This is a genomic window from Streptomyces sp. TSRI0281 (genome assembly GCF_001905125.1).
Lineage (GTDB): Bacteria > Actinomycetota > Actinomycetes > Streptomycetales > Streptomycetaceae > Streptomyces.
Window position 1 is genome coordinate 36812 of the sequence record NZ_LWLE01000005.1, and the last position, 25284, is coordinate 62095.

Here is a 25284-nt window from a genome sequence, read left to right on the forward strand (position 1 = left end):
GGAACAAGCTGACGGCATCGTGTGATCAGTAACAGCTTCCCCCCGTCCGACGGGCATCAAGCGGAATGGGATGGGCCCGCCGCCGACTTGTGGGGGCACCTTCCGCGCCGTCGTGTTCTCACCGCCCCCGTCACCCCGGACCGTGCGACTTCAGGGGATCGAGCTCCCGGCGTCGGCGGCTGATCGAGTCGGGGTCCCAGCCCGGCCGGGGAACGGATGCCAGCAACAGCCGGGTATAGGGATGTCCGGGTGTCGCGAGCAGGTCCGCGACGGGCCGGTGTTCCATGGTCCTCCCCCGGTACAGGACGAGCGCCTCGTCGCATACGTACCGGACGACGGCCAGGTCATGGCTGACGAAGACCAAGCCGATGCCGGTGTCGCGGCGGATGTCCGACAGCAGGTTGAGCACCTGTGCCTGTACCGACACGTCCAGGGCCGACACCGCTTCGTCGAGCACGAGCACCGTGGGTTCGACGGCCAACGCCCTGGCGATCGCCGCACGTTGGCGCTGCCCGCCGGAGAGCCTGCGGGGCAGCGCGGCCGCCTCGCGGTCGCCGAGGCGGACCCGGGCCAGCAGTTCCCCGGTCCGGGCCGCCCGGGCCGCGCGGTCCCGGAGCCCGTGCAGGCGCAGCACCCCGTCGATGGTCGCGCCGATGCTGATCCGTGCGTCCAGCGAGAGGTAGGGGTCCTGGAAGACGATCTGGACCGCCTTGGCCCGTGCCAGCCGGGCGTCCTTCCCGCGTACGGTGGCGGCCAGCGGCTCGCCCTGGACCAGGATCCGTCCCGCGTCCGGGCGTTCGAGGCCGATCAGCATCCGGGCCGTGGTGGTCTTGCCGGAACCCGACTCCCCGACGATGCCGAGTGCGCCGCCGGCCCGTACGGAGAACGACAGGTCCTCGACCGCGACGACCTCCTTCGCTCCCCTCCGGTAGGTCTTGCGCAGACCGCTCACCTCCAGCAGCGTTCGCGCCGAGGGTGTGGGATCGGTGGTCAACGGTCCTCCTTGTTCGGCGAGAGGGATCCGGCCGCCGCCGCGTCGGCCGCCCCGTGCGTATCCGTGAGTTCGTCGGTGCGGTGGCAGGCGACCAGAGCCGGGCCGTGTCGTTCCAGGGGCGGCGGTGACTGGTCGCACAGCCCGGGCCGGACGGCATGGCAGCGGGCCGCGAAGGAGCAGCCGGGCGCGGAGTCCAGGAGGCCCATCGGCGCTCCGGGGATCGGGGTGAGGCGGGCGACCGGACCGTCCGGCGCCGAAAGGGGCGGGGACGAGCTGAGGAGACCGGCGGTGTACGGGTGACGGGGGGCGGCGAAGAGTGCGGCCGTGGGCGCCGTCTCGACGATCCGCCCGGCGTACATCACGTAGATGCGGTCGCAGGCGGCGGCTGCGAGCTCGATGTCGTGGGTGATGAGGAGCAGACCCAGGTCGCGTTCACGTTGCAGTCTTCCCAGGATGGCCATGATCTCGGCCTGGGTGGAGACGTCGAGGGCCGTGGTCGGCTCGTCGCACAGCAGCAGTCGGGGTTCGGTGCTGAGCGCGCCGGCGATCATGACGCGCTGGAGCATTCCGCCGGAGAGTTCGTGCGGGTACTGGTTCAGGTGCCGGGCGGGGTCCGGCAGACCGACCGCGGTGAGCAGTTCGACGGCCCGGACGTTCGCCCGGTCCTTGGGCCAGCGGTGGCCCGTGCGCAGCGACTCGGTGAGGAAGTCCCCGATGCGGCGCACCGGATTGATGGCCGCCCGGGGATCCTGGAAGACCATGGATGTGGCGGCCGTACGTACGGTGCGCAGACTCGCGGCATCGGCGCCGACCAGGTCGGTGCCGTCGACACGGACCTGTCCCTCGATGCCGGCGCCCGCCGGGAAGAGGCCGAGTGCGGCTCGGGCCGTGACCGACTTCCCGGAGCCGGATTCGCCGACCAGGGCGACCACCTCGCCCGCCGAGACCGTCAGGCCGACGCGGTCGAGGACCGGGCGGGCCATCCCGGGCAGTTCGACGCTCAGGTCCTCGTACTCCAGCAGTGTCATCAGGAGTCCCTCCCCGCGAGCCGGTCGCCGATGTTCTCCCCGACGATGTTGAAGGCGACGACGACCAGCACGACCGCGGTCGCGGGCACGATCGCGGACAGCGGCTCGCCCTGCAGAACGGCGGCCTGGCTCTGGTTGATCATCGCGCCCCAGTCGGGTGCAGGTGGCTGCACGCCCAGGCCCAGGAAGGACAGGGCCGCGAGGTCGAGCAGCGCGTAGCCGAAGTTGACGGTCGACTGCGCGAGCACGGTCGGGCCGATGTTCGGCAGCAGTCTGCGGACCGCGATGAACACCCCGGAGTGCCCCTGCACGCGGTAGGCCGCGATGTAGGGCCTGGCCTTCTCCTGCATGGCCAGGCCGCGCACCAGGCGCGCGGTGTACGGCATGTACGCGATGGCCATGGCGATCACCGGTGCGGTCATCCCCTTGCCGAAGACCGCCACCGCGAGGATCGCGACGAGCAGTGCGGGGAAGGCGAACACGATGTCCAGCATCCGGCCGATGAGTGTGTCGGCCCAGCCGCCCCGCCAGGCGGTGAACAGACCGATGGCTGTGCCCGTAACGGTGGAGAACAGCACCACCGCGAGGGGTCCGGCGAGACTGGTACGGGTCCCCTCGATGAGGGCCGAGAGGGTGTCGTGCCCTCCCTGATCGGTGCCGAGCCAGTGTTCGGCGCTCGGGCCCCGCAGGCTTGCGCCGAGGTCACCGAAGGCCGGGTCCTGAGGTGCCAGCCAGGGTGCGAACATGGACACCAGGAGGAAGAGGATCAGGAGCAGCAGGCACAGGTGTTGCAGCCGGCTGCCGCCCAGCGACCTGATCCGGGTGACCGGGCCGCGCACCACGTCGGCGATCTGTGCGCTCATCGTGCGCTCCCCACTGCGGTCACCCGCGGATCGATCAGCGGATGCACCAGATCCACCAGTGCGTTGACCACGACGAACGCGGTCACCACGAGCAGCACGATCGCCTGCACGACCTGGAAGTCCATCTGGTTGACCGACTGGACGAGGAGAGAGCCCACGCCCGACATGCCGAACGCGGTCTCCACGATCGAGGTGCTGACCAGCATTCCCGAGACGAGCAGCCCGGAGACCGTGACGATCGGGCCGAGCGCGTTGCGCAGGACATGACGCCGGATCACGGTCCGGCGGGGTGTGCCGCGGCTCAGCGCGACCTCCACATGCTCACGGCCCAGTTCGTCCAGCATCGCCGACCTGGTCACGCGGGTGACCAGGGCCATGAAGGTCACGGACAGGGCCACCGAGGGAAGAACCACGTGGTACAGGCTGTCGAGGGCTCCGGTGCCGTTCCCGATGGTGGGGAACCAGCCGAGCCGTACCCCGAACACCGACCTCAGCAGCAGTGCGGCCACGAAGGCGGGGGCGGCGGCCCCCACCGTCACGAGCAGCATCAGGGTCGCGTCGGTACGCGTGCCGCGCCGCAGTGCCCCGATGATCCCGGCCGCGACGCCCACCACCGCGATCAGCAGGGCCGATACCGCAACCAGCAGCAGGGAGGACGGCAGGCGTGACCAGATGACCGGGCCGACGTCCTGGTGGAGGAGGTAGGACCGGCCGAAGTCGCCGTGGAACACGCCTTCCAGCCAGTGCCCGTACCGCTCCAGGAACGGCTCGTCGAAGCCGTACTGCAGCCGGATCCGGGCGAGTTCCTCCGGGCTCGCGCTACGGCCGCGCACCAGGAAGCTCGCCGGGTCGCCGGGCACGAGGTACAGCGAGGAGAACACCAGGAACGAGGTGATCAGGAGGGTTCCGGCCATACCGGCCAGCCTGCGCAGGACCCGTAGCGCCCGCGTCACTGCGGTCGTCATCCGTTCGCCCCGATCTCGGCCGCCCACGGGTAGTACAGGTAGGCGATCGACGGCTGGACGCCGGTGATCCGTTTGCCGAGGAAGACGCTCACGGGCTGTGTGTACAGGGGCAGCCAGGGCAGTTCCTCCATGGCGATCTGCTGGGCCTCCGCGTTGGCGGCGGCGTGCGCGGCGGGGTCGTAGGTTCCGACGGCCCGGTCGACGGCCGCGTCGAAGCGGGGGTTGGACCAGCCGCCGTAGTTGGTGAACGCGCCGGTCTCCAGGGAGCTGTACATGTCCAGCGGGTCGGTGATCGACGTGTACCAGAAGGTGAGGAAGAGATCGGTTCCCTTGCGGGCGGCCGGGTCGGTGAAGAGCGTCGAGTACTTCTCCGTGGAGAGGGTGTCGATACGGGGCTTGAGCCCGATGGCCGTGGCCGCCTGGGCGACGGCCTGCGTGATGATCGTGGTCTGGGAGTCGAGCGGGCTGGTCGAGATGACGATCGGCCGGCCGCGCACGCCGGCCTTCTCGGCGAGCTTCTTGGCCTTGGCCGGGTCGTACGCGTATGTCGGCAGGTTCGCGCGGAGGGCCTCGCGCGTCCCGGCGGGCGCTTCGCTCCAGAGGTTGTCGGTGACCAGGGAATCGGCGACCTCGCCGACCCCGCCGGCTCCCGCCTCGACGATGCCCTTGCGGTCGATGGCCATGAGGAGGGCCTGGCGCACCCGGGCATCGCCCAGGGGACCCTTGAGGTTGCCGACCACCTCGGCGGCGACGGTCGTGTTGCGGCCGAAGTAGAGCTTTCCCGCCCGGGAGGAGCCGAGTTGACCGAACGCGTCGGACGGGACCGCCCAGCCGCCGTCCACCTCACCGCTCTGGAGTGCGTTGACCCGGGTCGTCGCATCGCTCAGGAACACGAACTTGACCTGGCCGGACCGTGCCTTGAGGGCCGGGTTCCAGTAGCCGTCGAACTTCTTGAGCACCAGCGACCGGCCCGGGGCCCAGGAGGAGAACGAGAAGGGGCCGGTGCAGTTCACACCGCCTTGGGGGCTGCCGTACTCCTTGCCCTGCTGGACCAGGGTGGCGGCGGATTCGACCGTGCCGGGTCCGGCGGCGAGTTGCTTGTTGAAGGTCGAGTCCGGCTTCGTCAGCTTGACGGTGACTTCCAGCGGCCCGGACTCGGCCACCGACTCCACATTGCGGAACGAGTTGGCCCAGGCGCTGCCCGTCGCGGGGTCGAGGTGGCGGCGCAGCGAGGCGACGACGTCCTTCGAGGTGAGGACCGTCCCGTCGTGGAAGCGGACACCGGGACGGATCTTGTAGACCCAGGTGGTGGGCGTCGGATTGGTGTACGAGGACGCCAGGTTCGGCGAGGTCGTCAGGTCGGGGTTCCAGCGCAGCAGGCTCTCGCAGACGTTGGACAGGATCTGATTGGGCGGGTAGTCGAACGCGTAGGCGTAGTCGATCGAGGTCGGCTCGGCGTAGATCGACCAGGTGAAGGAGTCCAGTGCGCCGGTGGGGGCGGGCGTCCGGTCGGTGAGCCGGTGGGCGGTGCTCACGCCGGCGCCCCGGTCCGGCTGGGCGGTGCCGCTGCACGCGGCGGTGATGAGTACGGTGGCCGTCGCGAGGGCGGTCCCCGCGGTGCGCCGGATTCTCCGTGGCCCGCGCCGCGATCCGGCTTCGACTGATGATGCTGCGGACATCGTCTACCTCTGTCTGGGGTGGCTGGGGAACGTACGCGGTCGGGGTCAGCCGGTCGCGGAGTGGACGAGCTGCCCCTCGACGTAGGTCCGGCTCACCCGGGTGTCGGCGATCTCCGGGGCGGGGTGCGCGAAGGGGTCGCGGTCGAGGACGACGAGGTCCGCGTACTTCCCGGCCTCGACGGTTCCGGTCATGTCGTCGAGATGGTTCACCCAGGCGCTGCCCGCGGTGTACGCGGTCAGCGCCTCGCTCAGGGTCAGGGCCTGTCCGGGGAGGAACGGCGGGCACGGCGTGGGGCCGCCGGGGGCGTTGGGCGTCTCGACGGGTACCGCCCGGTTGACGGCGACGTGAATGCCCCACAGCGGGTCGGGGCTGCTCACCGACCAGTCGCTGCCCGCGACCAGTCGGGCTCCGGCGCGCCGCAGATCCCCGAACGGGTATTGCAGGGCGGCGCGTTCGGGGCCGAGGAACGGAATGGTCAGCTCGTCCATCTGCGGTTCGTGCGCGGCCCACAGTGCCTGGATGTTCGCGGCGACGCCCAGGCTCGCGAAGCGCCCGATGTCATCGGGATGGACGACCTGGAGGTGCGCCATGTGGTGCCGGTTGTCGTTGACGCCGTTGGCACCGCGGGCTGCGGCGAGCGCGTCGAGGGCCTCGCGGACGGCGCGGTCACCGAGCGCGTGGAAGTGGACCTGGAAGCCCGAGCGGTCGAGCGCGCACACCGCGTCGGCGAGCAGGCCGGGTTCGATGAAGCTCAGCCCGGAGTTGGCGGTGGGGCAGCCGCAGCGGTCGAGGTAGGGCTCCAGCATTCCGGCGGTGAAGTTCTCGGCGATGCCGTCCTGCATGATCTTGACGCTGGTCGCGTTGAAGCGGCCGACCTGCCCGGTACGTCGGCGCTCCTCCAGTACGGGGAGCTGATCGAGGCCGCGGTCGCGGTCCCACCACAGGGCGCCGACGACGCGGGCGCGCAGCGAACCCTCGCGCGCCGCGCGCAGATAGACGTCGAAGTTGTCAGGGTTACCGGGGAATTCACCGATCATGGCGTCCTGCCAGCCGGTCACCCCGAGGGCGAACAGGTGCTCCTGTGCGGCGAGCAGTCCGGCGTGCGCCTCGTCCGCCGTCGCGACGGGCAGGTGCCGGCCGACCAGGTCCACGGCGCCTTCCTGGAGGGTGCCTGCCGGGGTTCCGTCCGGCTCCCGTTCGATCCTGCCGTCCGCCGGGTCGGGGGTGTGGCGGTCGATGCCCGAGAGTTCCAGCGCGCGGGTGTTGGCCCAGGCGCCGTGGCCGTCGCGATTGGTGAGCATGACGGGCCGGTCGGGGACCACCGCGTCGAGCATGCCGCGGGTCGGCGTACCTCCGGGGAAGCTGTCCATCGACCAGCCGCCACCCCGGATCCAGGACGCGTCGGGGTGGTTCTCGGCGTGCCGGGCGACCACCGCCAGATACCCGTCGGCGGTGTGCTCGTCGCTGAGGTCGCAGCCGAGCATCTGGACCCCGGCCACCGCAGGGTGGACATGGGCATCCTGGAAGCCGGGGACGAGCAGGCCGCCCGCGAGATCGACGACCTCCGTGGCCCGTCCCGCGAACGACCGGACCGTGGTCGCGTCGCCGACGGCCAGGATCCGGCCGCCCCCGACGGCGACGGCCGCGTCCACCGGAGCCGGCCCGGTCCCGGTGAAGACCCGTCCTCCCACGAATATGGTGTCGGCCCGCTGGCTGGTGTTCGCCATCAACGCATCCTCCGGCTCGGCGGGGCGGACCCGCTGGCTTGTTGTTGAGGAGGAGTGAACGGCAGCGCAACGCTGTTGTCAACGGTGTTGCGCTGGCCCGGTTCCGGATCGATACACTGGCCGCATCATGCCGAAGTCATCTGCCGCCCCCGCACGGAACAAGCGTGCGGGCAGCCAGCTCACGCCCGAGGCCATCATTGAGGCGAGCCTGCGCATCGCAGCTCGCGGAAGCGAGGACGCCTTCACCGTCCGGCGCCTCGGTGAGGAGCTCGGCACCGACCCGACCGCGATCTACCGGCACTTCCGCGACAAGGACGAGCTGCTGCTGTCCGTCGCGGACCGCACGCTGGGAGAGGTGCTCGACGGCATCCCCGAGGGCCTCGACTGGAAGGGGCGCATCCGGGCACTCGCCGTGGGCTCGCTGGAGGTCGCCCTCAGATATCCGGTGGTGGGATCGGCCATGGCCAGCCGTACCACCCGGCGGACGAACGAGTTCCGGGTCGTCGAGCTCATCCTGGGAGCCGTCATGGAAGCCGGACTCCAGGGCGCCGAGGCAGCCGTCCACTACCGTATGGTCGGCGACTCTATCCTCGCCTTCGTCGGCCAGCGCGCCGCCTACCTGCTGTTCGACGCGGACATCCGGGCGGCCGACGAGTCCTCCTGGGACCGCGAGTACCGCCTGGTCGACGCGCGGGGATTCCCGAACATCACCCACCTGAGCACCGAGCTCGCCGAGGTGACGGAGGAACGGATCTTCGAGGTCAGGGTCGAGGCCCTGATCTCCGCGATCGAGCAGCGGGTCGAGGCCCTGCGCGAGGCGTAGCACAGCACGCCGAGCACCCCTCCCGGCGGACCTCACCTCAGGGAACACGCGTGGGGCGGTCATGGACGCGGCCGTTGCCCGCCCCCCTTCTGCCGGATCGGGGAGCGGGCAACGGCCGACCGTCACCGAATCCCGGAGTTCAGCCCGCATCAGGGTCCGGGGGAGCGGAGGCGGGGCCGGCGCCCGGACCGAAATGATCCGCCCGCCGGCCCCGCTCTTGACCCGCTCTGCTCTCCTCACCCCAGGTGACGGCCCGGACGAACGCGGGGACTCACCACCGCGGGCACCGGAGCGAGAGCCTGCCCCCGCTCCGGCTCGCCCGCGGCGGTCCGTTACTTCGGGTCGAAGGACTGCCAGGTGCCGGTGATGCCCTGCTGACCCGCCCCGGGCACGGACCAGTCGCAGACACCGGTTCGGAAGATCGACTGCAGATCCACGAACTGGGCGTCGGTCACGGGTACTTGGTAGTCGGTGCGGACCACGGGACGCTTGCGGCACTTGACGATGTCGTTCGCCACGTCGGCTCCGGCGACCATCCGCGGGGATGTCCACACCGGGTAGAGGGTGTTGCACTCGGTGTTGTTGATGCCCTCGACCTGGGGCTCAGTGATCTTCTTCGCCCCTATGCCACGGGTCCAGCAGGCGTCCGTGAGACCCTGCGGCCGGTTGCGGACGATCTTGTCGATGGGGGCGTCGGTGCCGGAGTCGCCCTTGATGCCGGTGAGCCACTGGTCCATGTCGGACAGCATCCCGGCGAGAGTGAATCCGTGCCCGCTGGAGCGGGTGAGCATGACCTGGTTGGCGTGGGTTCCGTTGGCCTTGTCCAGGCGCGCCCGGGTGGAGAAGGAGTGGAAGCGCATGTGCATGTCGCCTGCCGCCGCGTCGTCCGTGTAGTCGCGGTAGTCGATGATCGGAACGTCGGCGAGGCCGCCACCGCCGTTCAGCATGCGGCCCGTGCGGTAGGCGAGCCGTACCGCCTTGAGATCGGCGACGGTGCGCTCGGCGGCGGGCTTGGCATCGTCGTCGAGACCACCGACGCGCCGGTTCAGATCGATGAACTGGCCGATGTCGATGGACCCCTTGTTCAGGGCCTCAAGTCCGTACTGGATACCGGTGTTGTCCAGCGGCCTGCGCGCCTTCCCGGTCTCCGGCACCTCGCCGTAGACGTTCACGGCGTGGCTGTAGACATCGCAGCGGGCACCGTCCGGATTGGTGACGGGGTTGTAGCGCTGCGCCGCGGGCAGCTGCCCCGGACAGTACACCGTGGGGTCGATGCGGCCGCTGGCCCTGGCCAGGCTGCCGATGCTCTCCCACTTACCGAACCCGGAGACCGCCCTCTGCTGTTCCTGGGTGAAGGCGTCCGGCGCGACGTCCTTGAAGTAGTGGTTCAGGAGCTGGGCGTCGCTCAGCGTCTGAATCGTCCCGAAGCCGACGTCGGGAAAGCTGCAGCCGGAGAGGATGCCGTCCAGCAGACCCGGGTAGTTGTCGGCGATCTGGTGGGTCTGGTACGAGCCGCCGGAGCAGCCGTTTCCGATGGTGAAGGCCGGGTCGCCGTACGTCTCCACGAAGTGTTCCTTGACCATGCTCATGGTCTCGGCGGCCAGCACGTCGTTGCAGTTGTTGCCGAAGACGTTCAGCGAGGACGAGGCGACGCCGTAGCCCTTGCTCAGATACGCGTCGTTCATGATGCCGACGGTGTTGCGGCCCTGGACGTACCAGCCGCCGTTGCAGCCGCCGCCGAAGCCGTACACGAGGCGCCCGTTCCAGCCCGGCCCACGTTGCAGCGGGTCGGGGGTGCCCTCACTCGGGTCGTGCAGCACGGCCGTCTCGTAGATGCCGCGGTTGATGGTGCCGGTCTCCACGCGGACGATGTACGGCACCTTCTTGCCCGCACTCGTCGTGGCGGTCGCCAGGTCGGCGGGACGGGCGCTCTCGTCGGGCAGCGGCACGAACTTGCCGGCCGTGGTGCGATACACGTAGTCGACGCGGGTCTGGACCGAGCAGTCCTGGTCGATCGGCTGCCCGAGGGTGACGCCGGTGACCGTCTTGAACTCGGCGGTGTCACAGACGAACGGCTGCTCGTGCGGCCCGGAGAAGATCGGCCCCGTGATCGGGTGGTTCTTCAGGGCCAGCTGTCCGGCGTCCGCGCCCTGGGCCCTGGCCGTGAGTGTGTTGGCGCCCTTGGACAGCTCCTTCACCACGCCCATCAGCGCGTGGTCACCAAAGGGGCGGAAGCTCGACGTCACGTCCCGGCCGTCCGCCTCGACCCGGACCGAGCCGACCAGGATGGAGGCGGGCACCTCCACGCGTATCAGGGCGTCGTCTCCCGATACCGTGCCGGGCCGCGACGACACGGCCGTCACCTGCAGCTTCTCGAGTTCCTGGCTGCCGGCCGGCGTGGCCGACGCGCCCACCAGCACGCCCATGAACGCTATGCCGGCAAGGCCCAGTTGGACTGGTCTCGCGGCTCCTCTGAACGACACGACGGAAATCGCCTCACTTCCTGGAGTCGGAATTCGTGCTAAGTGTGCGGACGCGGGCTGTGCGCCCGCCGGGGCAGTGACGCACCTGTCCCGTTGTCACGGTGTACGGCCTCCCGGCCAGTAGCCGGAAGGGCCTGCTCCCTGTCCGGCGTCGTGCTTCTCCGCCGGATGGGCCACAAGGGTGGTAGGTGGCCCTGGATTCCGCAGGGGTGGACCGGCGCGGCCGGCCCGCCCTGCCCGGCTACCAGTTGGTGAACGCCCCGTCCGCCGTACGCAGGTGCGGGCGCTCGTCCGCCGTGGCCTGGTACCGGCGCGCAGCCTCCCGGTCGATGTCGACGCCGATGCCGGGCAGTTCGCTCAGCTCCACCCGCCCCGGCACGATCGTCGGCCGCGCGGTGAAGAGGGCGGCGATCGCCGGATCGGGATCGGTCTGGTGCTCCTGGATCGCCACATTGGGGCAGGCCAGGTTGAGTTGGAGCGAGGAGGCGGCGGTGACCGGACCGAGCGGGTTGTGGGTGGCGAGCTTGATGTGGTGGGTCTCCGCCATCGCCGCGATCTTCTTCGCCTCGGTCAGGCCCGCCGCCACCCCGATGTCCACGCGCGCGTAGTCGATGAGGTCGCCCTCGATGAGGGTCTTGAACTCCCATTTGGAGCCGTACTGCTCACCTGCGGCCAGTGGTACGCCGGTGCGGGCCCGCAGCATGCGGTAGCTGTCCGGGTTCTCACAGCGCAGTGGGTCCTCCACGAAGTACGGGCGGGCCGCCTCGATCTCCCGGCACAGGGTCAGCGCCTCCGGCGGATCCAGACGCGTATGGACGTCGAGGATCAGCTCCACCTCGTCGCCGACCGCGTCCCGCACCTGGTGGAAGAGGTCGACCGAGTCGCGCAGGCAGCGGCGGGCGTCGAGCGTGCCGTCCTCGTCGTGCGGCGAGGCGAACCGCAGATGGCGCCAGCCCTCGGTGACCAGGTCGCGGCAGCGGTCCAGGAACCGTGCGCGGTCGTGGTAGCCGTCGCCGACATGCACATAGGCGGGCACGTGATCACGCACCCGGCCGCCGAGGAGCTCATGCACCGGTACGCCGAGCGCCTTGCCGCGGATGTCCCAGAGGGCCACGTCCACTGCTGCGATGGCGGCGCCGAGTATGCGGTCGGCGGGGAAGAACCCGCGCCGGAACATGACCTGCCAGAGGTGCTCGATCCGTCGCGGGTCCTCGCCGACGATCAGCTCCGCGAGGTGTTCGAGACCCCCCGCGACCGCCCGCTGGCGCGACCTGATGCCGACCTCGCCCAGACCGTGGATGCCCTCGTCGGTGTCGACCACGACCAGCATCATGCTGTCGCCGTGGTCGGGGAGAGTCAGCACTTCCAGGCCGGTGATCTTCATTCCACTCCTCTATGAAAACGTTCCCGCAATTTCAGTGCCGTTCTTGAGAGCACATCATCGGCAGCAGTCGGGCCGAAGCGCAAGACCCGTGCATACAGAAGGTTTCCCTCGATGAAATACTCCGGACACATCTCTTGACACGCCATGGGAACGTTCGCAAACATCAACCGCACTCGCAGGGTTCCGATGCGAGACGACCGGGTCCCCCGGCTCACAACGACGAGGAGGCCGTTCGTGGCAGTAACGATCCGGGAGGTGGCGAGCGCCGCAGGCGTCTCGGTGTCGACGGTGTCCCGTGCGTTCACCGCACCCGACCAGGTGCAGCCGACGACACGGCAGCGCATCCTCGATGCCGCGACCAAGCTCGGCTACTCCCCCAACCCGGCGGCCCGTTCACTGCGCGGCGGCGGCACCGGAACGCTCGGCCTGATCGTCCCGGACATCGCCAACCCGTTTTTCCCGCCGATCATCAAGGCGATGCAGGCCCGCGCCCGACACCTGGGCTACACGGTCCTGGTCGCCGACAGCGACGAGCGCGAGGCGGACGAGCTGGCCGCCATCGCGGCCGTGTCGAAGCGGGTCGACGGCCTGATCCTGTGGGCCTCCACCCTCACCGAGGACCGGCTCCACGAACTCGCGGACCGGATGCCACTGGTGGTGGTGAACCGCCACGTACCGGGCATCCCCGAGGTTCGGATCTCTCTGTCCGCCGGCATCGCGCAGGCCGCCGAACAGCTGAAGGCGTACGGTCATAGGCGCTGCGTCTTCATCAACGCGTCCCGCGCCGAGCTGAGCCGCGGCAAATCCATCCAGGAGTCCTTCGAAGCGCTCGATCTCTCCCTGTCCGAGCTCGGACCGTACGAGCCGCGGTTCGAGACGGGCGTGCATGCCGCCACCCTCGTCGCCGCCCACGAAGCGACGGCCGTGATCGCCCACAACGACCTGGTCGCCCTCGGCGTGCTGCACCAGATGGCCAACCTCGGCATGAGCGTGCCGCGCGATGTCAGCGTCATCGGCATCGACGACACGTTGCTCGCCTCCGTCTCCACCCCCAGCCTCACCACGATCAGGATCGACCCCGAAGAGATCGCCACGCGGGCGGGGGACCTCCTGATCGAGACGATCGCGAGCAAAGCAGGCCGCACCGGGAAAGGACTTGAGGTCACTTCCCCCTTCGTGGAGATCGGCTCCCGCCTGATCCCCCGCGCCTCGACGGGCCCCGCACCCGCCCACTGATCCACGGCGCACACCACCACTGCGAACACAGCACCGCACTACACCGCACCCACTCCTGCCCTTCTTGGAGCCGTTATGCCCAGAAACTCCCGTCGTGCGACCGTACTTGGCTGCATGGCGCTGACCGCTACCCTCGCGGGCTGTTCCTCCCTCACCCCGAGCAGCGCCGCCGGGGACGGCGATCTCGTACTGCGGGTGCAGGGCATGCCGCCGGCCACCGACAAGCCGGGGCTCGCCCTGTTCAAGAAGCAGGTGGCCGACTTCGAGAAGGCCAACCCGGGCATCAAGGTCAAGGGCTCGACCACGGTCTTCGACCCGCTGACGTTCTCCGCGAAGCTGTCCGGCGGCAATGTCGAGGACGTCATCAAGGTGCCGCTGACCGAGCCGCAGCGGCTCATCCAGCAGAAGCAGGTGCAGCCGATCACCGGGCAGCTCAAGGAGTGGGAGCACTTCAAGGAGTTCAACCCCCAGGTCCTCCAGCCGCTGACCGACAGCGCCGGCGACGTGTACGGCGTGCCGCAGAATCCTTACGCCCAGGGCCTGGTCTACAACCGCGAGCTGTTCGAGAAGGCCGGGCTCGACCCCGACACACCGCCGGCCACCTGGGAGGAGGTCCGCACCGCCGCCAAGAAGATCAGCGACAGCACCGGCAAGGCGGGCTTCGTCCACGAGTCCAAGGACAACCAGGGCGGCTGGCAGCTGGCGATGCTGACGTACGCCTTCGGCGGCGAACTGCAGAAGGAGCAGGGCGGCACGTACACCGCCACGCTCACCGGGGAGCCGACGAAGAAGGCGCTGCGGCTGCTCAAGGACATGCGCTGGAAGGACGACTCGCTCGGAAAGACCCTCCTCAACAATCAGAACGACGTGATCAAGCAGTTCGCGGCCGGGCAGGTCGGCATGTTCATGGGCAGCCCGGGGACGTACCGACTGGCGAAGATGCAGTTCGGCATGGAGAACACCGACGCCTTCGGTGCGGCTCCGATGCCGCAGTCCGGCGGCGACGCCACACTCACCGGCGGCGACATCTACATGGTCCCGAAGTCCGCGGACAAGAAGCATGCGGCAGCCGCGGTCGATTGGCTGACCTTCGCCTACGCCAAGCCGCAGTACAGCACCGACATGGCCGCCGAGCAGGCCAAGGTGCTCTCCGCCGACCCGAAGTCCGCGGTGGGCGTGCCGACGCTGCCGGTCTTCGACAAGAAGCGGCAGACCGAGATCGACGCCGCGATCAAGCCGTACGTCAATGTGAAGCTGCAGAACTTCAAGCCGTACATCGACGGTCTCTCCACGCTGAAGCTGAAGCCGGAGCCGCCGTACCAGGCACAGAAGCTGTACACCGCGCTCGACCCGGTGGTCCAGTCTGTGCTCACCAAGCGCGACGCCGACATCGACTCCCTGCTCGCCTCGGCCGAGAAGGACGTCAATGCCAAGCTCGCCGCGGACCAGAAGTAGCCGGCCCATGGCCCTGCTCACTCCGTCCCGCCGCCCCGCCGCTGTGTCCAAGGACCCCGTGCCGCGCACCCTGCCGCTGCGGCAGCGTGGCACCGGCGCCCGCAAACAGTTCACGGCCTGGCTGTTCCTCGTCCCCGCGCTGCTGGTCTTCGGGCTCTTCGCCTGGTGGCCGATCGTGCGCAGCATGCTGCTCAGCTTCCAGGAGACCAACCTCGTCGATCCTGCGGTCTGGGTCGGCCTGGACAACTTCCGTACGCTCTTCGACGACCCACTGCTCGGCACCGCCGTCGGGAACACCCTGTTCTTCGTGGTCCTCGGCGTGCTGATCGGCTTCCCGGCGCCACTGATCCTGGCGGCGATCATGTCGACGGTGCGGCGCGGCGCGGGCGTCTACCGATTCCTGGTGTATCTGCCGGTGGTCATCCCGCCCGTCGTGGCGATCCTGCTCTGGAAGTGGTTCTACGATCCCGGGAGCGGGCTCTTCAACAATGTCCTCGGCAAGGTCGGGCTCGGCCCGTACTCGTGGCTGGAGTCCTCCGACAGCGCCATGCTCTCGCTGGTCCTGGAGTCCACCTGGGCGGGCATGGGCGGCGCCGTCCTGATCTACCTCGCGGCCATGGTCGGCATCCCCGGCGAACTCTATGAGGCCGCCGAGATGGACGGCGCCGGAATCTGGCGGCGGATCTGGCATGTGATGCTGCCCCAGCTCCGTTCCGTCATCGGACTGCTGCTGCTCGTCCAGCTGATCAACACGGTGCAGGTCTTCACCGAGCCGTACGTCTTCACCGGCGGCGGACCCGAGAACTCCACCCTCACGGTCCTGCTGCTGATCTTCCGGTACGCCTTCCAGGACGGCGAGTACGGCCAGGCCGCCGCGCTCTCCTTCCTGATGGTGCTCGCCCTCGCCCTGCTCTCCGCGGTCTATCTTCGGGCCACCCGCAGCTGGAGCACGTCATGACCACGCTCACCACCTTCGTCTCCACCAACGACCGCCAACGCCCCGGCGTACGCGCCGCAGTGCGCTCCATCCAGGTGTTCACCCTGATCCTGCTGCTGCTCATCGGCATCGGGCCGCTGTACTGGATGGTCAAGGGCGCGGTCTCACCGCCCACCGAGCTCACCACCCAGCCCCTGGCCCTGTGGCCGGACCGGCCGGCCCTGGGCAACTTCGCGACGGCGTACACCGATCTGAGTGTCGGCCGCTATCTGATGAACACCTTCCTGGTGGTCGGCGGATCGTGGTTCGTGCAGCTCTTCGTCTCGGCCACGGCGGGCTTCGCCCTCTCGGTACTCAGGCCGAAGTTCGGCAAGGTCATCTACGGGGCGATCCTCGCCACGATGTTCGTGCCGTACACGGTGAACATGGTCAGCCTCTTCATGACCGTGATCGATGTACCGTTCCTCCACCTCAACCTGGGCGACACCTACTGGGCGATCTGGCTGCCCGCCGGCACGAACGCCTTCACGGTGCTGCTCGCCAAGCAGTTCTTCGACGCCCTGCCGAAGGAGCTGTTCGACGCGGCGCGGGTCGACGGGGCGAATACCTGGCAGCTGCTCACCAAGATCGTGCTGCCCATGAGCAAGCCGGTGATCGCCGTGATCAGTCTGCTCGCGGTGATGCACTCCTGGAAGGACTTCATCTGGCCGCTGGTGGCCATCACCGACCCGGAGAAGCAGCCGATCAGCGTCGCTCTCGCCCAGCTCGCCACGCAGGCTCCGCAGGACCAGCTGATCGCCGCGATGGTGCTCGCCGTCGCCCCGCCGGTGCTCGTCTTCGTCGTCTGCCAGAAGTACATCGTCGCCGGGCTCGGCTTCACCGGAGTCAAGGGCTGAGATCCCCCGGAGCCGGGCGTCGAGTTCCGCCGGAGCCGACGCCGAGCTCTCCGCTCCCCTGCCACAGCTTCCGCTTCCGCTTCCGCTTCCGCTTCGGAACATCCGGAGCATCTGGAACACCCCCACCAAGAGAAGGGCACCTCCATGTCAGTCGCCCGCCGCAGATTCATCCAGGGCACGGCCGTCGCCACCGGCGCCGCGCTGTTGCCGACCGTTCCCGCATACGCCGCGGACCCGGTCACCATCCAGGCCGACGGCATCACCCTGATCGGCCGCAGCGACGGCAGCGTCCTCGTGCAGGACGGTGCGGGCACCGACCGCATCCTGCTCAACCACTTCATGTTCAAGGACTCCGCGCTCGGCCAGCAGCGCACCTTCGGCGGTACGCCCGCCCGGATCACGCTCCCCGACGGGCGGCCCGCGATTCAGGTCACGTACACGATGGCGAGCGGGACGTCCGGAGTCACGGTGCGCGGCACCTTCGACGTCACTGCTCGCAAAGCGCACATGAAGTGGGAGGTCGGCGGCTCCAGCACGCTCACCCCGACCGGCTTCATGTTCTCCCGCACGGTGTACGGAGCGAGCGCTGCGGAGTCGTACGAAGCGCTGACCGTCTGGGAGCGGGACGCCCGGGGCGGCATTCCGTACGAGGTGAACGCGGGCGGCGTATACGTGGAGACCTGGGCGGGATCGAAGGGCTTCTTCTGCCTCTCGTCCACCAACCCCGCGAACACGAACGCCACCTGGGTCCATTCCCCCGGCACCTCGACCGGTGCGAACACCGCCGTCACCGAGGCCGATCTGGTCCTCGGCGATCTGCGGCCGCGCGCGGCGGGAGCGCTCGCCGCCAAGAGGCCCCTCGGCGTGGAGGTGTGGACGGACCAGCCGTTCAACCTCTACAAGGCGGCCGGGCAGACGATGACGCTCAAGGCGCAGGTCGTCAACGGCTCCGCCGCTGCCAGGAAGGTGACCCTGACGTGGTGGGCGCGCGACTTCGGCGGCACGAAGATCGCCGGTGGAACGCTCTGCAAGACCCTCGCGGCGGGCGCCGCCTGGGACGCCTCCTTCCCCGTGACCTCGCCGTCGCAGAACATCGTGTTCACCGGGGTGGAGGTGGTCGGCGGAAGTGACAAGGCGCTGGCCCGCACGAATCTGAGCGTGCTCCCGGAGTTCACGTACAAGGCGGGCAAGGAGTCGATGTTCGGCCTCGCCAACTACCCCTGGCTGCTCAAGCCCAGCAAGGAGGCCGTCCTCGGGCTGGTCAAGACGCTCGGCATCAAGTGGATCCGCATCGCCTACGCGGGCGCACCGGGCATCGACACGGCGACTCTGGACGCCAACGGCATCGGGCACAACGTGGAGCTGTCCGGCATCCCCGTGGGCGGCAGTCCGGAGCAGATCACGGCCTGGGCCGACACGAATGTCGCCAAGGCCCTGAACGCCGAGGCCGCGTACTTCGAGGTGAGCAACGAGGTCAACCAGCCCTGGATGTCGGGCCGCGGCGCCGACGCCTATGTCCGGGACGGCCTGCGCCAGGTCACCACGCGCCTCGACGCGGCGGGCTCGCAGATGAAGGTCATGAACGCCGGCCTCGGCGGCATGGACTACGTGTGGACGAAGAACTTCCATGACGCGGGCGGCTGGGACCTCATCGACGCCTTCGCCTTCCACCCCGGTCGCGGCAATTTCACGCCCGACTTCGCGCCGCCGCCCGAGGAGTGGACGCAGGGCTCGGCCGGCTCCTACTGGAACTTCCTCGGGGCGCTGCGCAAGGCGAACCAGGTCCTTGAGGAGTACGGCGGCGACAAGGAGCTGTGGCTCACGGAGGCATACGCACCGACCCGGCCCAACGCCTGGTGGAGCGACACCTACCGGCACGCGGCCGAGAACACGCTGCTCACACTCGCTCTCGCCAAGGCCGAGAAGGTACGTGCCGTCAACTGGTACCAGCTGCACGACTCGGTGCTCTACCACCCCCAGGAGGCCGATCCGGCCAACGCCGAGTACCACTACGGCCTGATGAACCGCGACACCAGCGCCAAGCCCTCCCTCCTCGCCTTCGCGACCGCCGCCCGGGTCCTGGACGAGGCCGAGTTCGTCCGGCATCTCACCTTCGCGGACAAGGACATCAAGGGGCTCCTCTTCACCACTCCCGGCGGACCGGTGTCGATCCTCTGGAGCCGCAAGGACGGGTACATCCTCAACTCCGAGCACGGTGAGGATCCGTGGTTCGCCTCGCCGGAGCCCTGGGTCGACACCTGGACGACCAGGACCCCGGTCGTCGCCCACTCGGGGACGGTCAACGGCACGGTGCGGGAGCTGAACTGCATCGGCCAGGAACGCTCCCTGAAGGCCGCCGGCGGCAAGATCACCCTCACCCTCGACGGCGCCCCGCGCATCTACTACGGGCTCGCCGCCAATCCTGACTGGAAGTAGTGACGTACGACATGAGGAATGAAACCGCACGGCACGACATCACCGTCGTCGGCGGCGGCCTGGCCGGGGTCTGCGCGGCGATCGCCGCGGCCCGGCTCGGCCGGAGCGTCGCGCTGATCAACAACAGGCCGGTCCTCGGCGGCAACGCGAGCAGCGAGGTCCGGGTCTGGGTGTGCGGCGCGACCGGCCACGGCAAGAACCACCATGCCCGTGAGGGCGGCATCATGGGCGAGCTGCTCGTGGAGAACCAGTTCCGCAACCCGGACGGGAACCCCTACTACTGGGATGCCGTGGTCCTGGACGCCGTGCGCGCCGAGCCCGGCATCACGCTCTACCTCAACACCGACGTGCGCGAGGTCGACGCCGAAGGTCCGGACGAGGCCCGGCGGATCACCTCGGTCACCGGCTGGATGATGGGCTCGGAGCGGCGGATACGTTTCGAGAGCCCGCTCTTCCTCGACTGCACGGGAGACGGCCTCATCGGCCACCTGGCCGGCGCCCACCACCGCATCGGCCGGGAATCACACGCCGAGTACAACGAGGCATGGGCTCCGGAGACGGCCGACGACATCACCCTGGGCTCGACTCTCCTCTTCTACACGAAGGACGCCGGTCGCCCGGTCAAGTTCGTGCCGCCGAACTTCGCCAAGGACATCACCGGGACCTCCATCCCGCAGCGCCGCATCATCAAGGCGGGCGACAACGGCTGCGCGTACTGGTGGATCGAGTTCGGCGGCGAGCTCGACACCGTCCACGACAACGAACGCATCCGCGACGAGCTGTGGTCGGTGATCCACGGCATCTGGGACCACATCAAGAACTCCGGCGAGTTCGACGCGGAGAACATGACCCTGGAATGGGTGGGCTCGATCCCCGGCAAACGGGAGTACCGGCGCTTCCTCGGCGACTACGTCCTGCACCAGGGCGACATCCTCGGCCAGACCGAGTTCGCCGACCGGGTCGCCTTCGGCGGCTGGTCGATCGACCTGCACCCGCCGCAGGGCATGTACGCCACCGAGGCAGGTGCCAAACAGCTCTACGCGGACGGCATTTACCACATCCCGTACCGCAGCCTCTACTCGGTGAACACCGAGAACCTGCTCTTCGCCGGGCGCAACATCTCCGCCAGCCATGTCGCCTTCGGCTCGACCCGGGTCATGGCGACCTGCGCCACGATCGGCCAGGCGGCCGGCACGGCGGCGGCACTCTGCGCCACCGGCGAGGTCACCCCGCGCGAACTCCCCGTACCCCGGCTGCACCGGGCGCTGCTGCGCCAGGATGCCTCGCTCATCGGCCTCGCCTCGACGGACCCGGAGGACCTGGCGCTGCGGGCGACGGCCACGGCATCGTCCACCTTGAGCAGCCTGGCCGTCGAGGACTCCGACGAGCTGTGGCCGCTCACGGCGGACGCCGGACTCGTCCTCCCCGCGGACCCGGACCTCTCCGGGGTGGAACTGCTCGTCGACGCCGACCGCGACACCGAGATCGTGATCGATCTGTACGACCCCGAACTCGGCCAGAACTACGTCCCGCGCCGCCTCGTCACCTCCATCACCCTGCCCGTCGCCGCCGGTGCCCGGCAATGGCTCAAGACCGGCCTGGACTGGACACCCGAAACCCCGCGCAACGCCTTCCTGGTCGTCCGCGCCAACGACGCCGTCGCCCTGCACCGCTCCGACCGCCCGACCCCCGGCGTCCTGAGCTTCACGCGCGTCCCGCTGCGCCCGTCGGACGAATCGCCGCAGCCGCTGCGCGAGTGGACGGACAAGGGCCTGCTGCGCCGCACCTTCTGCTTCCGTACGGGAGAGACCGCGGCCTACTCCCCCGCCAAGGCCACCGACGGCTATGCCCGCCCGTACGCGGGACCACACATGTGGGTCTCCGAACCGCTGGCGGACGCCTCGTCCCCCTGGCTCCAGCTGACCTGGCCCGAACCTGTCGCACTGGGCCGGATCGAGGTCATCGCCGACGACGACGTCAACGAGGACCTGATCAACCTGCACCATCACCGCACGCCCTTCGATACCCTCCCCACCCTCCTTCGCGACTACCGCGTCGAGGCACTGGATACTGACGGCAGCTGGCGCGTTATCGCCCATGTGGCGCAGAATCGTCGGCGACGCGAGGCACACACGCTGCCGGAGCCGGTCACCACATCGGCGATCCGGGTCGTCGTCGAAGCCACCAACGGGGCGGCGGCGGCGCACGTCGTCGCCGTGCGCGCCTACGAGTAGAAGCACCGACGCAGGAGAGTGACTGGATGGTCGGAAGAGCGATGGTCACCGGGGCCGCCGGGCGGATCGGGCGAGCGGTCCTCGCGCTGCTCGCCGAGCGCGGCATCGAGGCGAACGCCTTGGTCCTCGATGATCCCGGTGACCTCGCGGCACGCCTGGTCGTGACCGGTGACGCCGCCGACGCGAAGACCGTGCGGGCGGCCCTGGAGGGCGCCGACGCGGTCATCCACCTGGCGGCGATCCCGACCCCCGCGCGCAACACCGCGTTCGAGGTCTTCGCGGGCAACAGCCTGTCCACCTTCACCGTCCTGGAGGAGGCCGGCCGGGCCGGGATCCGCCATGCGGCGGTGGCGAGCTCCTGGGGTGTCACGGGCCTGCCCTGGACGCACGCCGAGGATCCGCATCCGCTGTACGCACCGGTGGATGAGGCGATGGCCTCCCAGGTGGCCGACCCCTACGGCCTCTCCAAACAGGTCGACGAGCTGACAGCGCAGATGATGGCGCGGCGGCACGGGATGAGCGTGGTGTGCCTGCGCTATCCGTACGTGGGCGGATTCGAGGAACGGCTGCACGCCCACGCCGCCCGGCTCACGGCCGACCCGGCCGCGGGGGCGAGGGACCTGTGGACCTACCTGGAGGTCCGTGACGCGGCGAGGGCCGCACTGCTGGCCCTGGACGTACCCGGCCGTGCGGCGCACGCGGTACACCTCTGCGCCCCCGAGATCATCGTGCCGTACCCGACGGAGGAACTGCTGCGCCGCTACCACCCCACCGCCGTGCTGCGGCACCCGCTGCCGGGGCGCACGGCGCCGGTCGACACCTCGGCCGCGCACAGGCTGCTGGGGTTCACGGCACAGAATCTTCTCAATCACGGGGCGATTCCGCCGAGTTGAGGCCAGACGGCCACCGAGCCGCCGCAGAAAGGGAAGGAAAAGGCGTTCCCCGAGGCCGTTGCCGCACCGGTCATGGGCGCGCCCGGAGCGGATGCCGGACTCCCGGTGCGGGAGCGGACGGCCTTGTTGTCGGGCCCTCGTTCGGGCGAGGGCCCGAGAACATCGCAGGCGTGACCTCAGGGGCGACTCCAGTCACCCAGAACGGTCGGGTGCACCCAGTGCAACATCGTCACGGCATGAATCAGGCGCATGTCCGGCCAGCCACTCACGACTCCGTAACTGCCCTCGTCGAAGTGCATCACCTCGTGGCCTTCGCACCACCACCGAGTCGTCAACGGCATCCGCGGGAACTCACCCCCGAAGGGAATCAGCACCAGCATCACCGCCCATACCGGCGAGAACAGCCACCACAGGAACCAGCCGGCCAGGTGCCCCTTGCGACCACGCAGCACCGGCCCGCCGCTCACCTCGACCCGCCACGACGTACGGGCGAACCGGAAGATGCTCCCCCGCCGACGCGTCACCCGCGCCAACAGCTCGCCCTGAGAACCGAGCACGCGATACACCGCCGTACCGGAATCGGCCGACTCGGTCTCGATCGCCATCACCCATGCCTGACGTCGCGCGTCCCCCCACAGCGTCAGATGCCGCCAGTCCTTGTTCTGCGTCTTCTTGTCCCGCTTGACGTCATCGACGAACAACTCGTATTCGGGCACCTGCGGAGACGGTTCCCCACCAGGCTTCGACGACAGCGACGGCCCCGCCCACGTCCCGGCCGGCTGTTTCGCGAGCGTCTTCTCGTCGAGCTGCATCCTGACATTGATCCTGGTCCCCGGTGCTATACCCGTCACGTATGTCATCCCGTCCCCCCGTCCGATCGGCCGACCCGACCAACAAGGCGAATCGTACGGCCCGCCCCGGCGTTGCCGCCGTCGAGAGTCGCCCGGGGCGAAACAGGTCGTACGAGGTCGGGTGTGCGGCGCGGGCCGCGCGGCCGGCCGCCATCGAGGGGCGCCCCGCACCATGACAGCAAGACCGGCGCGAACACGGCAAACCGCGCCCGCCCACCATCGGCTTCCATGGCTGATGGCCCATCACGGCCGGCACCCCGCTGAGACCGAACCGGTGTATCGCGGCGAGTATCCGGATCCCGGAGCACTCCCTCATATGCTCATCCGATGGCCACCGCACTGATACTCGCCGGAACCGGCGTCGCGCTGCTCATCTCGATCATCGTCATCGTGCTGCTGCTGTGCGGACGCCGAGTACGGCGCGGTCGGAAGCTCGGCCGCTACCCCTACCGCGCAAACAACAACGGCGGCTCGTAGACGAGCAGCCCCCACGGAACGCCGAGACAGCGCCGTTCCTGCTCCGGCAGCACCCGGCAGCTCGGTCCGGAGCGCCGCTTCCTTCCTCGGAAACGCTGTGAAGTCTGCCGTCTCCTCTGCCGCCACCGTTCCCGTGTCCCACCCAGATGTCCCGGACAGTCGGCGTCCTGCCTGGTCAGCGCCCGTTCCAGCATTCCGGTGTCCCGTAGTGCCGTCCCGTTGTGGCGGGCGGGACGGAGCGCGGCACAAGCTGTGGTCGTCCAAGCCTTCCGCTGGGCAACCCCACTTCCATGACACGGAGACTTCGATGCGTTCGCGCCTTGCCACCCGTTCCGCCCGCCTCGTCCTGACCGCGGTCGCCACGGCGGCCCTCACCGCCGCTGCCACCACCACCGCCCTCGCCGGCAGCAGCGGAAGCACCACCGACGCCGCCCGGAAGGACGGCTGGGGACAGGTCTGCGGTACCACCGACCTGACCTTCAAGGTCAGTGAGGAGACGCAGGCAGGCGGCTATTTCCTCGTTGCCGCCAAGGCGAAGCCGGGCATCACCTGCTACCTGGAGGGCACCATCCCCTCGGCCGCCTTCGGCTCCGCCCCCGACACCCAGGCATCCCCTGCCGAACAGGCAGTCAGCGACACCATCAAACTCTCCGGCTCCGCCACCGCCTACGCCGGCATCAACCCCAAGTCCACCAACACCGACTACGGCAAGGAGCTCGGGCAGCTCATCATCGCTGTCGCCGGCGACGAGGCCAACGCCGTCGCCTTCAAGCTCCCCGGGACCGTCCTGGTCGACAAGCCCATCACCACCAACTGGCACGCCGACCCCGCCGACGCCGTTCCCTTCACCGACTGACACCCCACGTATAGCGGCCGCACCACGCAAGGCCGAAGCTCGGCGTGGAAGCCGACGCACACCCAGGGGTCCCCAGGGGCCGGGGCGGCGGTCCGTACTTCCGCCGCCTCCGGCGAGGGCACGCACGGCATCAACGCCGTGTTCGTCAAACCGACCGCGCGGAGCGCCCACCGCCACCCGTGACAGGCAGCGACCTGCGCCAGGGGCCGGCTGGTAACTTGGCCCCCATGATGGTGGCGTTGATCGACTCAGGGCTTGGCCTCCTTTCCACCACAGGGTGGCTTCGGCACCTCGCCCCGGAACTCGATCTGCTGCTGCTTCTGGACCCCGACGGCGCCCCCTGGGGATCGAGAACAGCCTCCTTCGTCACGGACCGTCTGTTCAGTGCGGCTCAATTGGCCGTCCAGCGGGGCGCCGACGCCCTTGTGGTCCCCTGCAACACCGCCACCGTCACCGCGATCGACGCTCTGCGCGAGAGTTTTGAACCCCGTGTGCCTGTGATCGGAACCGTGCCCGCCGTGAAGTCGGCCGCGGCGGCCGGCCAAGCCATCGCCGTGTGGGCAACCGTCCGGACCACGGCGAGCGACTACCAGGCTCGCCTGATCGCGGACTTCGCGAACGGTCGGCCTGTCGCGCGTATCGCATGCCCTGGTCTGGCGGAGGCGATCGACCACGGAGACACCGCCGCGGCAACGGAAGCGATCGCCGAAGCAGCCGAGCGGACCCCGCGGAATTGCGACTCCGTGGTGCTGGGATGCACGCACTACCCCCTGATGGCGCCGGAGATTCTGCGGAGCCTGCCCACCGGAACCACCCTGTACGACAGCGCGGAGGCGGTCGCCCGCCAGACGCTGCGGCGATTGGACCGAGCAACGCCCTCGCACAGCACCACGGGCTCCATCGACGTGCTGCTCAGCGGTCGCCACGGAAGTCTCCCCGCAGGCGCCCACTCCTACCCCGTGGGCCGCGCCCTGGCCGCCGCGGCGCGGGTGCCGCGCGACATTCTCATCACCGCCGCAACTCGGGCCTCGATGAACGCTCCGGCGATCTGATCAAGCGCCGGAAC

At 69.3% G+C, this 25284-nt stretch carries 20 protein-coding genes; 11 read left to right on the top strand and 9 right to left on the bottom strand.

Translation table 11 applies throughout. The annotated features are described in order from the left end of the window. Positions 1-130 precede the first annotated feature (130 nt). The 6 genes from A6A29_RS11705 to A6A29_RS11730 form a co-directional block, all read right to left on the bottom strand. Entirely contained in the window at positions 131-994 is an 864-nt protein-coding gene (locus A6A29_RS11705) for an ABC transporter ATP-binding protein (protein ID WP_073719981.1), read from the bottom strand. Next, complete coding sequence (locus tag A6A29_RS11710; RefSeq protein ID WP_079182704.1) at positions 991-2022, bottom strand: ABC transporter ATP-binding protein; 1032 nt, start codon at positions 2020-2022, stop codon at positions 991-993. The genes A6A29_RS11705 and A6A29_RS11710 overlap by 4 nt, the downstream gene beginning before the upstream one ends. Continuing rightward, positions 2022-2885, bottom strand: a complete 864-nt coding sequence (locus A6A29_RS11715; protein WP_073719982.1) for an ABC transporter permease — start codon at positions 2883-2885, stop codon at positions 2022-2024. The genes A6A29_RS11710 and A6A29_RS11715 overlap by 1 nt, the downstream gene beginning before the upstream one ends. Further along, positions 2882-3850 (bottom strand): ABC transporter permease, encoded by a 969-nt coding sequence (locus A6A29_RS11720; protein WP_073719983.1) that lies wholly within the window; start codon positions 3848-3850, stop codon positions 2882-2884. The genes A6A29_RS11715 and A6A29_RS11720 overlap by 4 nt, the downstream gene beginning before the upstream one ends. Beyond that, on the bottom strand, positions 3847-5385 hold the full coding sequence (locus A6A29_RS11725; protein WP_241838425.1) for an ABC transporter substrate-binding protein: 1539 nt from the start codon (positions 5383-5385) through the stop codon (positions 3847-3849). Before A6A29_RS11725 ends, A6A29_RS11720 begins: the two co-directional genes overlap by 4 nt. Before the next feature lie 189 nt (positions 5386-5574). Further along, positions 5575-7257 carry an amidohydrolase gene (locus A6A29_RS11730; RefSeq protein ID WP_073719984.1) on the bottom strand — a complete coding sequence of 561 codons (1683 nt, stop codon included), beginning with the start codon at positions 7255-7257 and terminating at the stop codon, positions 5575-5577. A 127-nt stretch (positions 7258-7384) separates the two neighbouring features. Here A6A29_RS11730 and A6A29_RS11735 point away from each other — a divergent pair, with 127 nt between their 5' ends. Next, positions 7385-8080 carry a TetR/AcrR family transcriptional regulator gene (locus A6A29_RS11735; RefSeq protein ID WP_073719985.1) on the top strand — a complete coding sequence of 232 codons (696 nt, stop codon included), beginning with the start codon at positions 7385-7387 and terminating at the stop codon, positions 8078-8080. Between the two features lie 332 nt (positions 8081-8412). Here the strand turns inward: A6A29_RS11735 and A6A29_RS11740 are convergent, their stop codons facing one another. Together A6A29_RS11740 and A6A29_RS11745 are read right to left on the bottom strand one after the other, a co-directional pair. After that, positions 8413-10506 carry a DUF6351 family protein gene (locus tag A6A29_RS11740; protein ID WP_073719986.1) on the bottom strand — a complete coding sequence of 698 codons (2094 nt, stop codon included), beginning with the start codon at positions 10504-10506 and terminating at the stop codon, positions 8413-8415. A 298-nt stretch (positions 10507-10804) separates the two neighbouring features. After that, on the bottom strand, positions 10805-11947 hold the full coding sequence (locus tag A6A29_RS11745; protein WP_073719987.1) for a mandelate racemase/muconate lactonizing enzyme family protein: 1143 nt from the start codon (positions 11945-11947) through the stop codon (positions 10805-10807). Positions 11948-12181: 234 nt separating this feature from the next. Between A6A29_RS11745 and A6A29_RS11750 the strand changes: the two genes are divergently transcribed. The 7 genes from A6A29_RS11750 (at position 12182) to A6A29_RS11780 (ending at position 22034) form a co-directional block, all read left to right on the top strand. Then, positions 12182-13183, top strand: coding sequence for a LacI family DNA-binding transcriptional regulator (locus A6A29_RS11750; protein WP_073719988.1), 1002 nt, complete (start codon positions 12182-12184; stop codon positions 13181-13183). Between the two features lie 114 nt (positions 13184-13297). Continuing rightward, a complete protein-coding gene (locus A6A29_RS11755) occupies positions 13298-14638 on the top strand; it encodes an ABC transporter substrate-binding protein (protein ID WP_158074385.1) in 1341 nt (446 codons plus the stop codon). Between the two features lie 7 nt (positions 14639-14645). After that, on the top strand, positions 14646-15596 hold the full coding sequence (locus tag A6A29_RS11760; RefSeq protein WP_198953048.1) for a carbohydrate ABC transporter permease: 951 nt from the start codon (positions 14646-14648) through the stop codon (positions 15594-15596). Continuing rightward, positions 15593-16471: a carbohydrate ABC transporter permease gene (locus A6A29_RS11765; RefSeq protein ID WP_073719990.1), complete on the top strand. Its 879-nt coding sequence runs from the start codon at positions 15593-15595 to the stop codon at positions 16469-16471. The genes A6A29_RS11760 and A6A29_RS11765 overlap by 4 nt, the downstream gene beginning before the upstream one ends. A 144-nt stretch (positions 16472-16615) precedes the next feature. Continuing rightward, entirely contained in the window at positions 16616-18907 is a 2292-nt protein-coding gene (locus A6A29_RS11770; protein ID WP_073719991.1) for a hypothetical protein, read from the top strand. An 11-nt stretch (positions 18908-18918) separates the two neighbouring features. Further along, positions 18919-21141, top strand: a complete 2223-nt coding sequence (locus tag A6A29_RS11775; RefSeq protein ID WP_073720141.1) for an FAD-dependent oxidoreductase — start codon at positions 18919-18921, stop codon at positions 21139-21141. Positions 21142-21167: 26 nt separating this feature from the next. Continuing rightward, positions 21168-22034 (top strand): NAD-dependent epimerase/dehydratase family protein, encoded by an 867-nt coding sequence (locus A6A29_RS11780; protein ID WP_241838426.1) that lies wholly within the window; start codon positions 21168-21170, stop codon positions 22032-22034. A 176-nt stretch (positions 22035-22210) separates the two neighbouring features. Here A6A29_RS11780 and A6A29_RS11785 read toward each other — a convergent pair whose 3' ends face one another. Beyond that, complete coding sequence (locus tag A6A29_RS11785) at positions 22211-22846, bottom strand: hypothetical protein (protein ID WP_073719993.1); 636 nt, start codon at positions 22844-22846, stop codon at positions 22211-22213. Between the two features lie 366 nt (positions 22847-23212). Between A6A29_RS11785 and A6A29_RS45775 the strand changes: the two genes are divergently transcribed. From A6A29_RS45775 to A6A29_RS11795, 3 genes are all read left to right on the top strand, one after another. Continuing rightward, positions 23213-23362 carry a hypothetical protein gene (locus A6A29_RS45775; protein WP_198953049.1) on the top strand — a complete coding sequence of 50 codons (150 nt, stop codon included), beginning with the start codon at positions 23213-23215 and terminating at the stop codon, positions 23360-23362. A gap of 307 nt (positions 23363-23669) precedes the next feature. Continuing rightward, positions 23670-24218: a DUF4232 domain-containing protein gene (locus A6A29_RS11790; RefSeq protein ID WP_073719994.1), complete on the top strand. Its 549-nt coding sequence runs from the start codon at positions 23670-23672 to the stop codon at positions 24216-24218. Between the two features lie 227 nt (positions 24219-24445). After that, complete coding sequence (locus A6A29_RS11795) at positions 24446-25270, top strand: glutamate racemase (RefSeq protein ID WP_073719995.1); 825 nt, start codon at positions 24446-24448, stop codon at positions 25268-25270. The last annotated feature ends 14 nt before the right edge of the window (positions 25271-25284 follow it).

What these genes read in the sequence shown, in the direction of transcription:
- A6A29_RS11735 (WP_073719985.1), top strand. Translation starts at nt 7,385, where the DNA reads ATGCCGAAGTCATCTGCCGCCCCCGCACGGAACAAGCGTGCGGGCAGC.
- A6A29_RS11770 (WP_073719991.1), top strand. Translation starts at nt 16,616, where the DNA reads ATGTCAGTCGCCCGCCGCAGATTCATCCAGGGCACGGCCGTCGCCACC.
- A6A29_RS11755 (WP_158074385.1), top strand. Translation starts at nt 13,298, where the DNA reads ATGGCGCTGACCGCTACCCTCGCGGGCTGTTCCTCCCTCACCCCGAGC.
- A6A29_RS11740 (WP_073719986.1), bottom strand. Translation starts at nt 10,506, where the DNA reads ATGGGCGTGCTGGTGGGCGCGTCGGCCACGCCGGCCGGCAGCCAGGAA.
- A6A29_RS11710 (WP_079182704.1), bottom strand. Translation starts at nt 2,022, where the DNA reads ATGACACTGCTGGAGTACGAGGACCTGAGCGTCGAACTGCCCGGGATG.
- A6A29_RS11760 (WP_198953048.1), top strand. Translation starts at nt 14,646, where the DNA reads ATGGCCCTGCTCACTCCGTCCCGCCGCCCCGCCGCTGTGTCCAAGGAC.
- A6A29_RS11790 (WP_073719994.1), top strand. Translation starts at nt 23,670, where the DNA reads ATGCGTTCGCGCCTTGCCACCCGTTCCGCCCGCCTCGTCCTGACCGCG.
- A6A29_RS11785 (WP_073719993.1), bottom strand. Translation starts at nt 22,846, where the DNA reads ATGCAGCTCGACGAGAAGACGCTCGCGAAACAGCCGGCCGGGACGTGG.
- A6A29_RS11775 (WP_073720141.1), top strand. Translation starts at nt 18,919, where the DNA reads ATGAGGAATGAAACCGCACGGCACGACATCACCGTCGTCGGCGGCGGC.
- A6A29_RS11765 (WP_073719990.1), top strand. Translation starts at nt 15,593, where the DNA reads ATGACCACGCTCACCACCTTCGTCTCCACCAACGACCGCCAACGCCCC.
- A6A29_RS11730 (WP_073719984.1), bottom strand. Translation starts at nt 7,257, where the DNA reads ATGGCGAACACCAGCCAGCGGGCCGACACCATATTCGTGGGAGGACGG.
- A6A29_RS11745 (WP_073719987.1), bottom strand. Translation starts at nt 11,947, where the DNA reads ATGAAGATCACCGGCCTGGAAGTGCTGACTCTCCCCGACCACGGCGAC.
- A6A29_RS11795 (WP_073719995.1), top strand. Translation starts at nt 24,446, where the DNA reads ATGATGGTGGCGTTGATCGACTCAGGGCTTGGCCTCCTTTCCACCACA.
- A6A29_RS11720 (WP_073719983.1), bottom strand. Translation starts at nt 3,850, where the DNA reads ATGACGACCGCAGTGACGCGGGCGCTACGGGTCCTGCGCAGGCTGGCC.
- A6A29_RS11780 (WP_241838426.1), top strand. Translation starts at nt 21,168, where the DNA reads ATGGTCGGAAGAGCGATGGTCACCGGGGCCGCCGGGCGGATCGGGCGA.
- A6A29_RS45775 (WP_198953049.1), top strand. Translation starts at nt 23,213, where the DNA reads ATGGCCACCGCACTGATACTCGCCGGAACCGGCGTCGCGCTGCTCATC.
- A6A29_RS11715 (WP_073719982.1), bottom strand. Translation starts at nt 2,885, where the DNA reads ATGAGCGCACAGATCGCCGACGTGGTGCGCGGCCCGGTCACCCGGATC.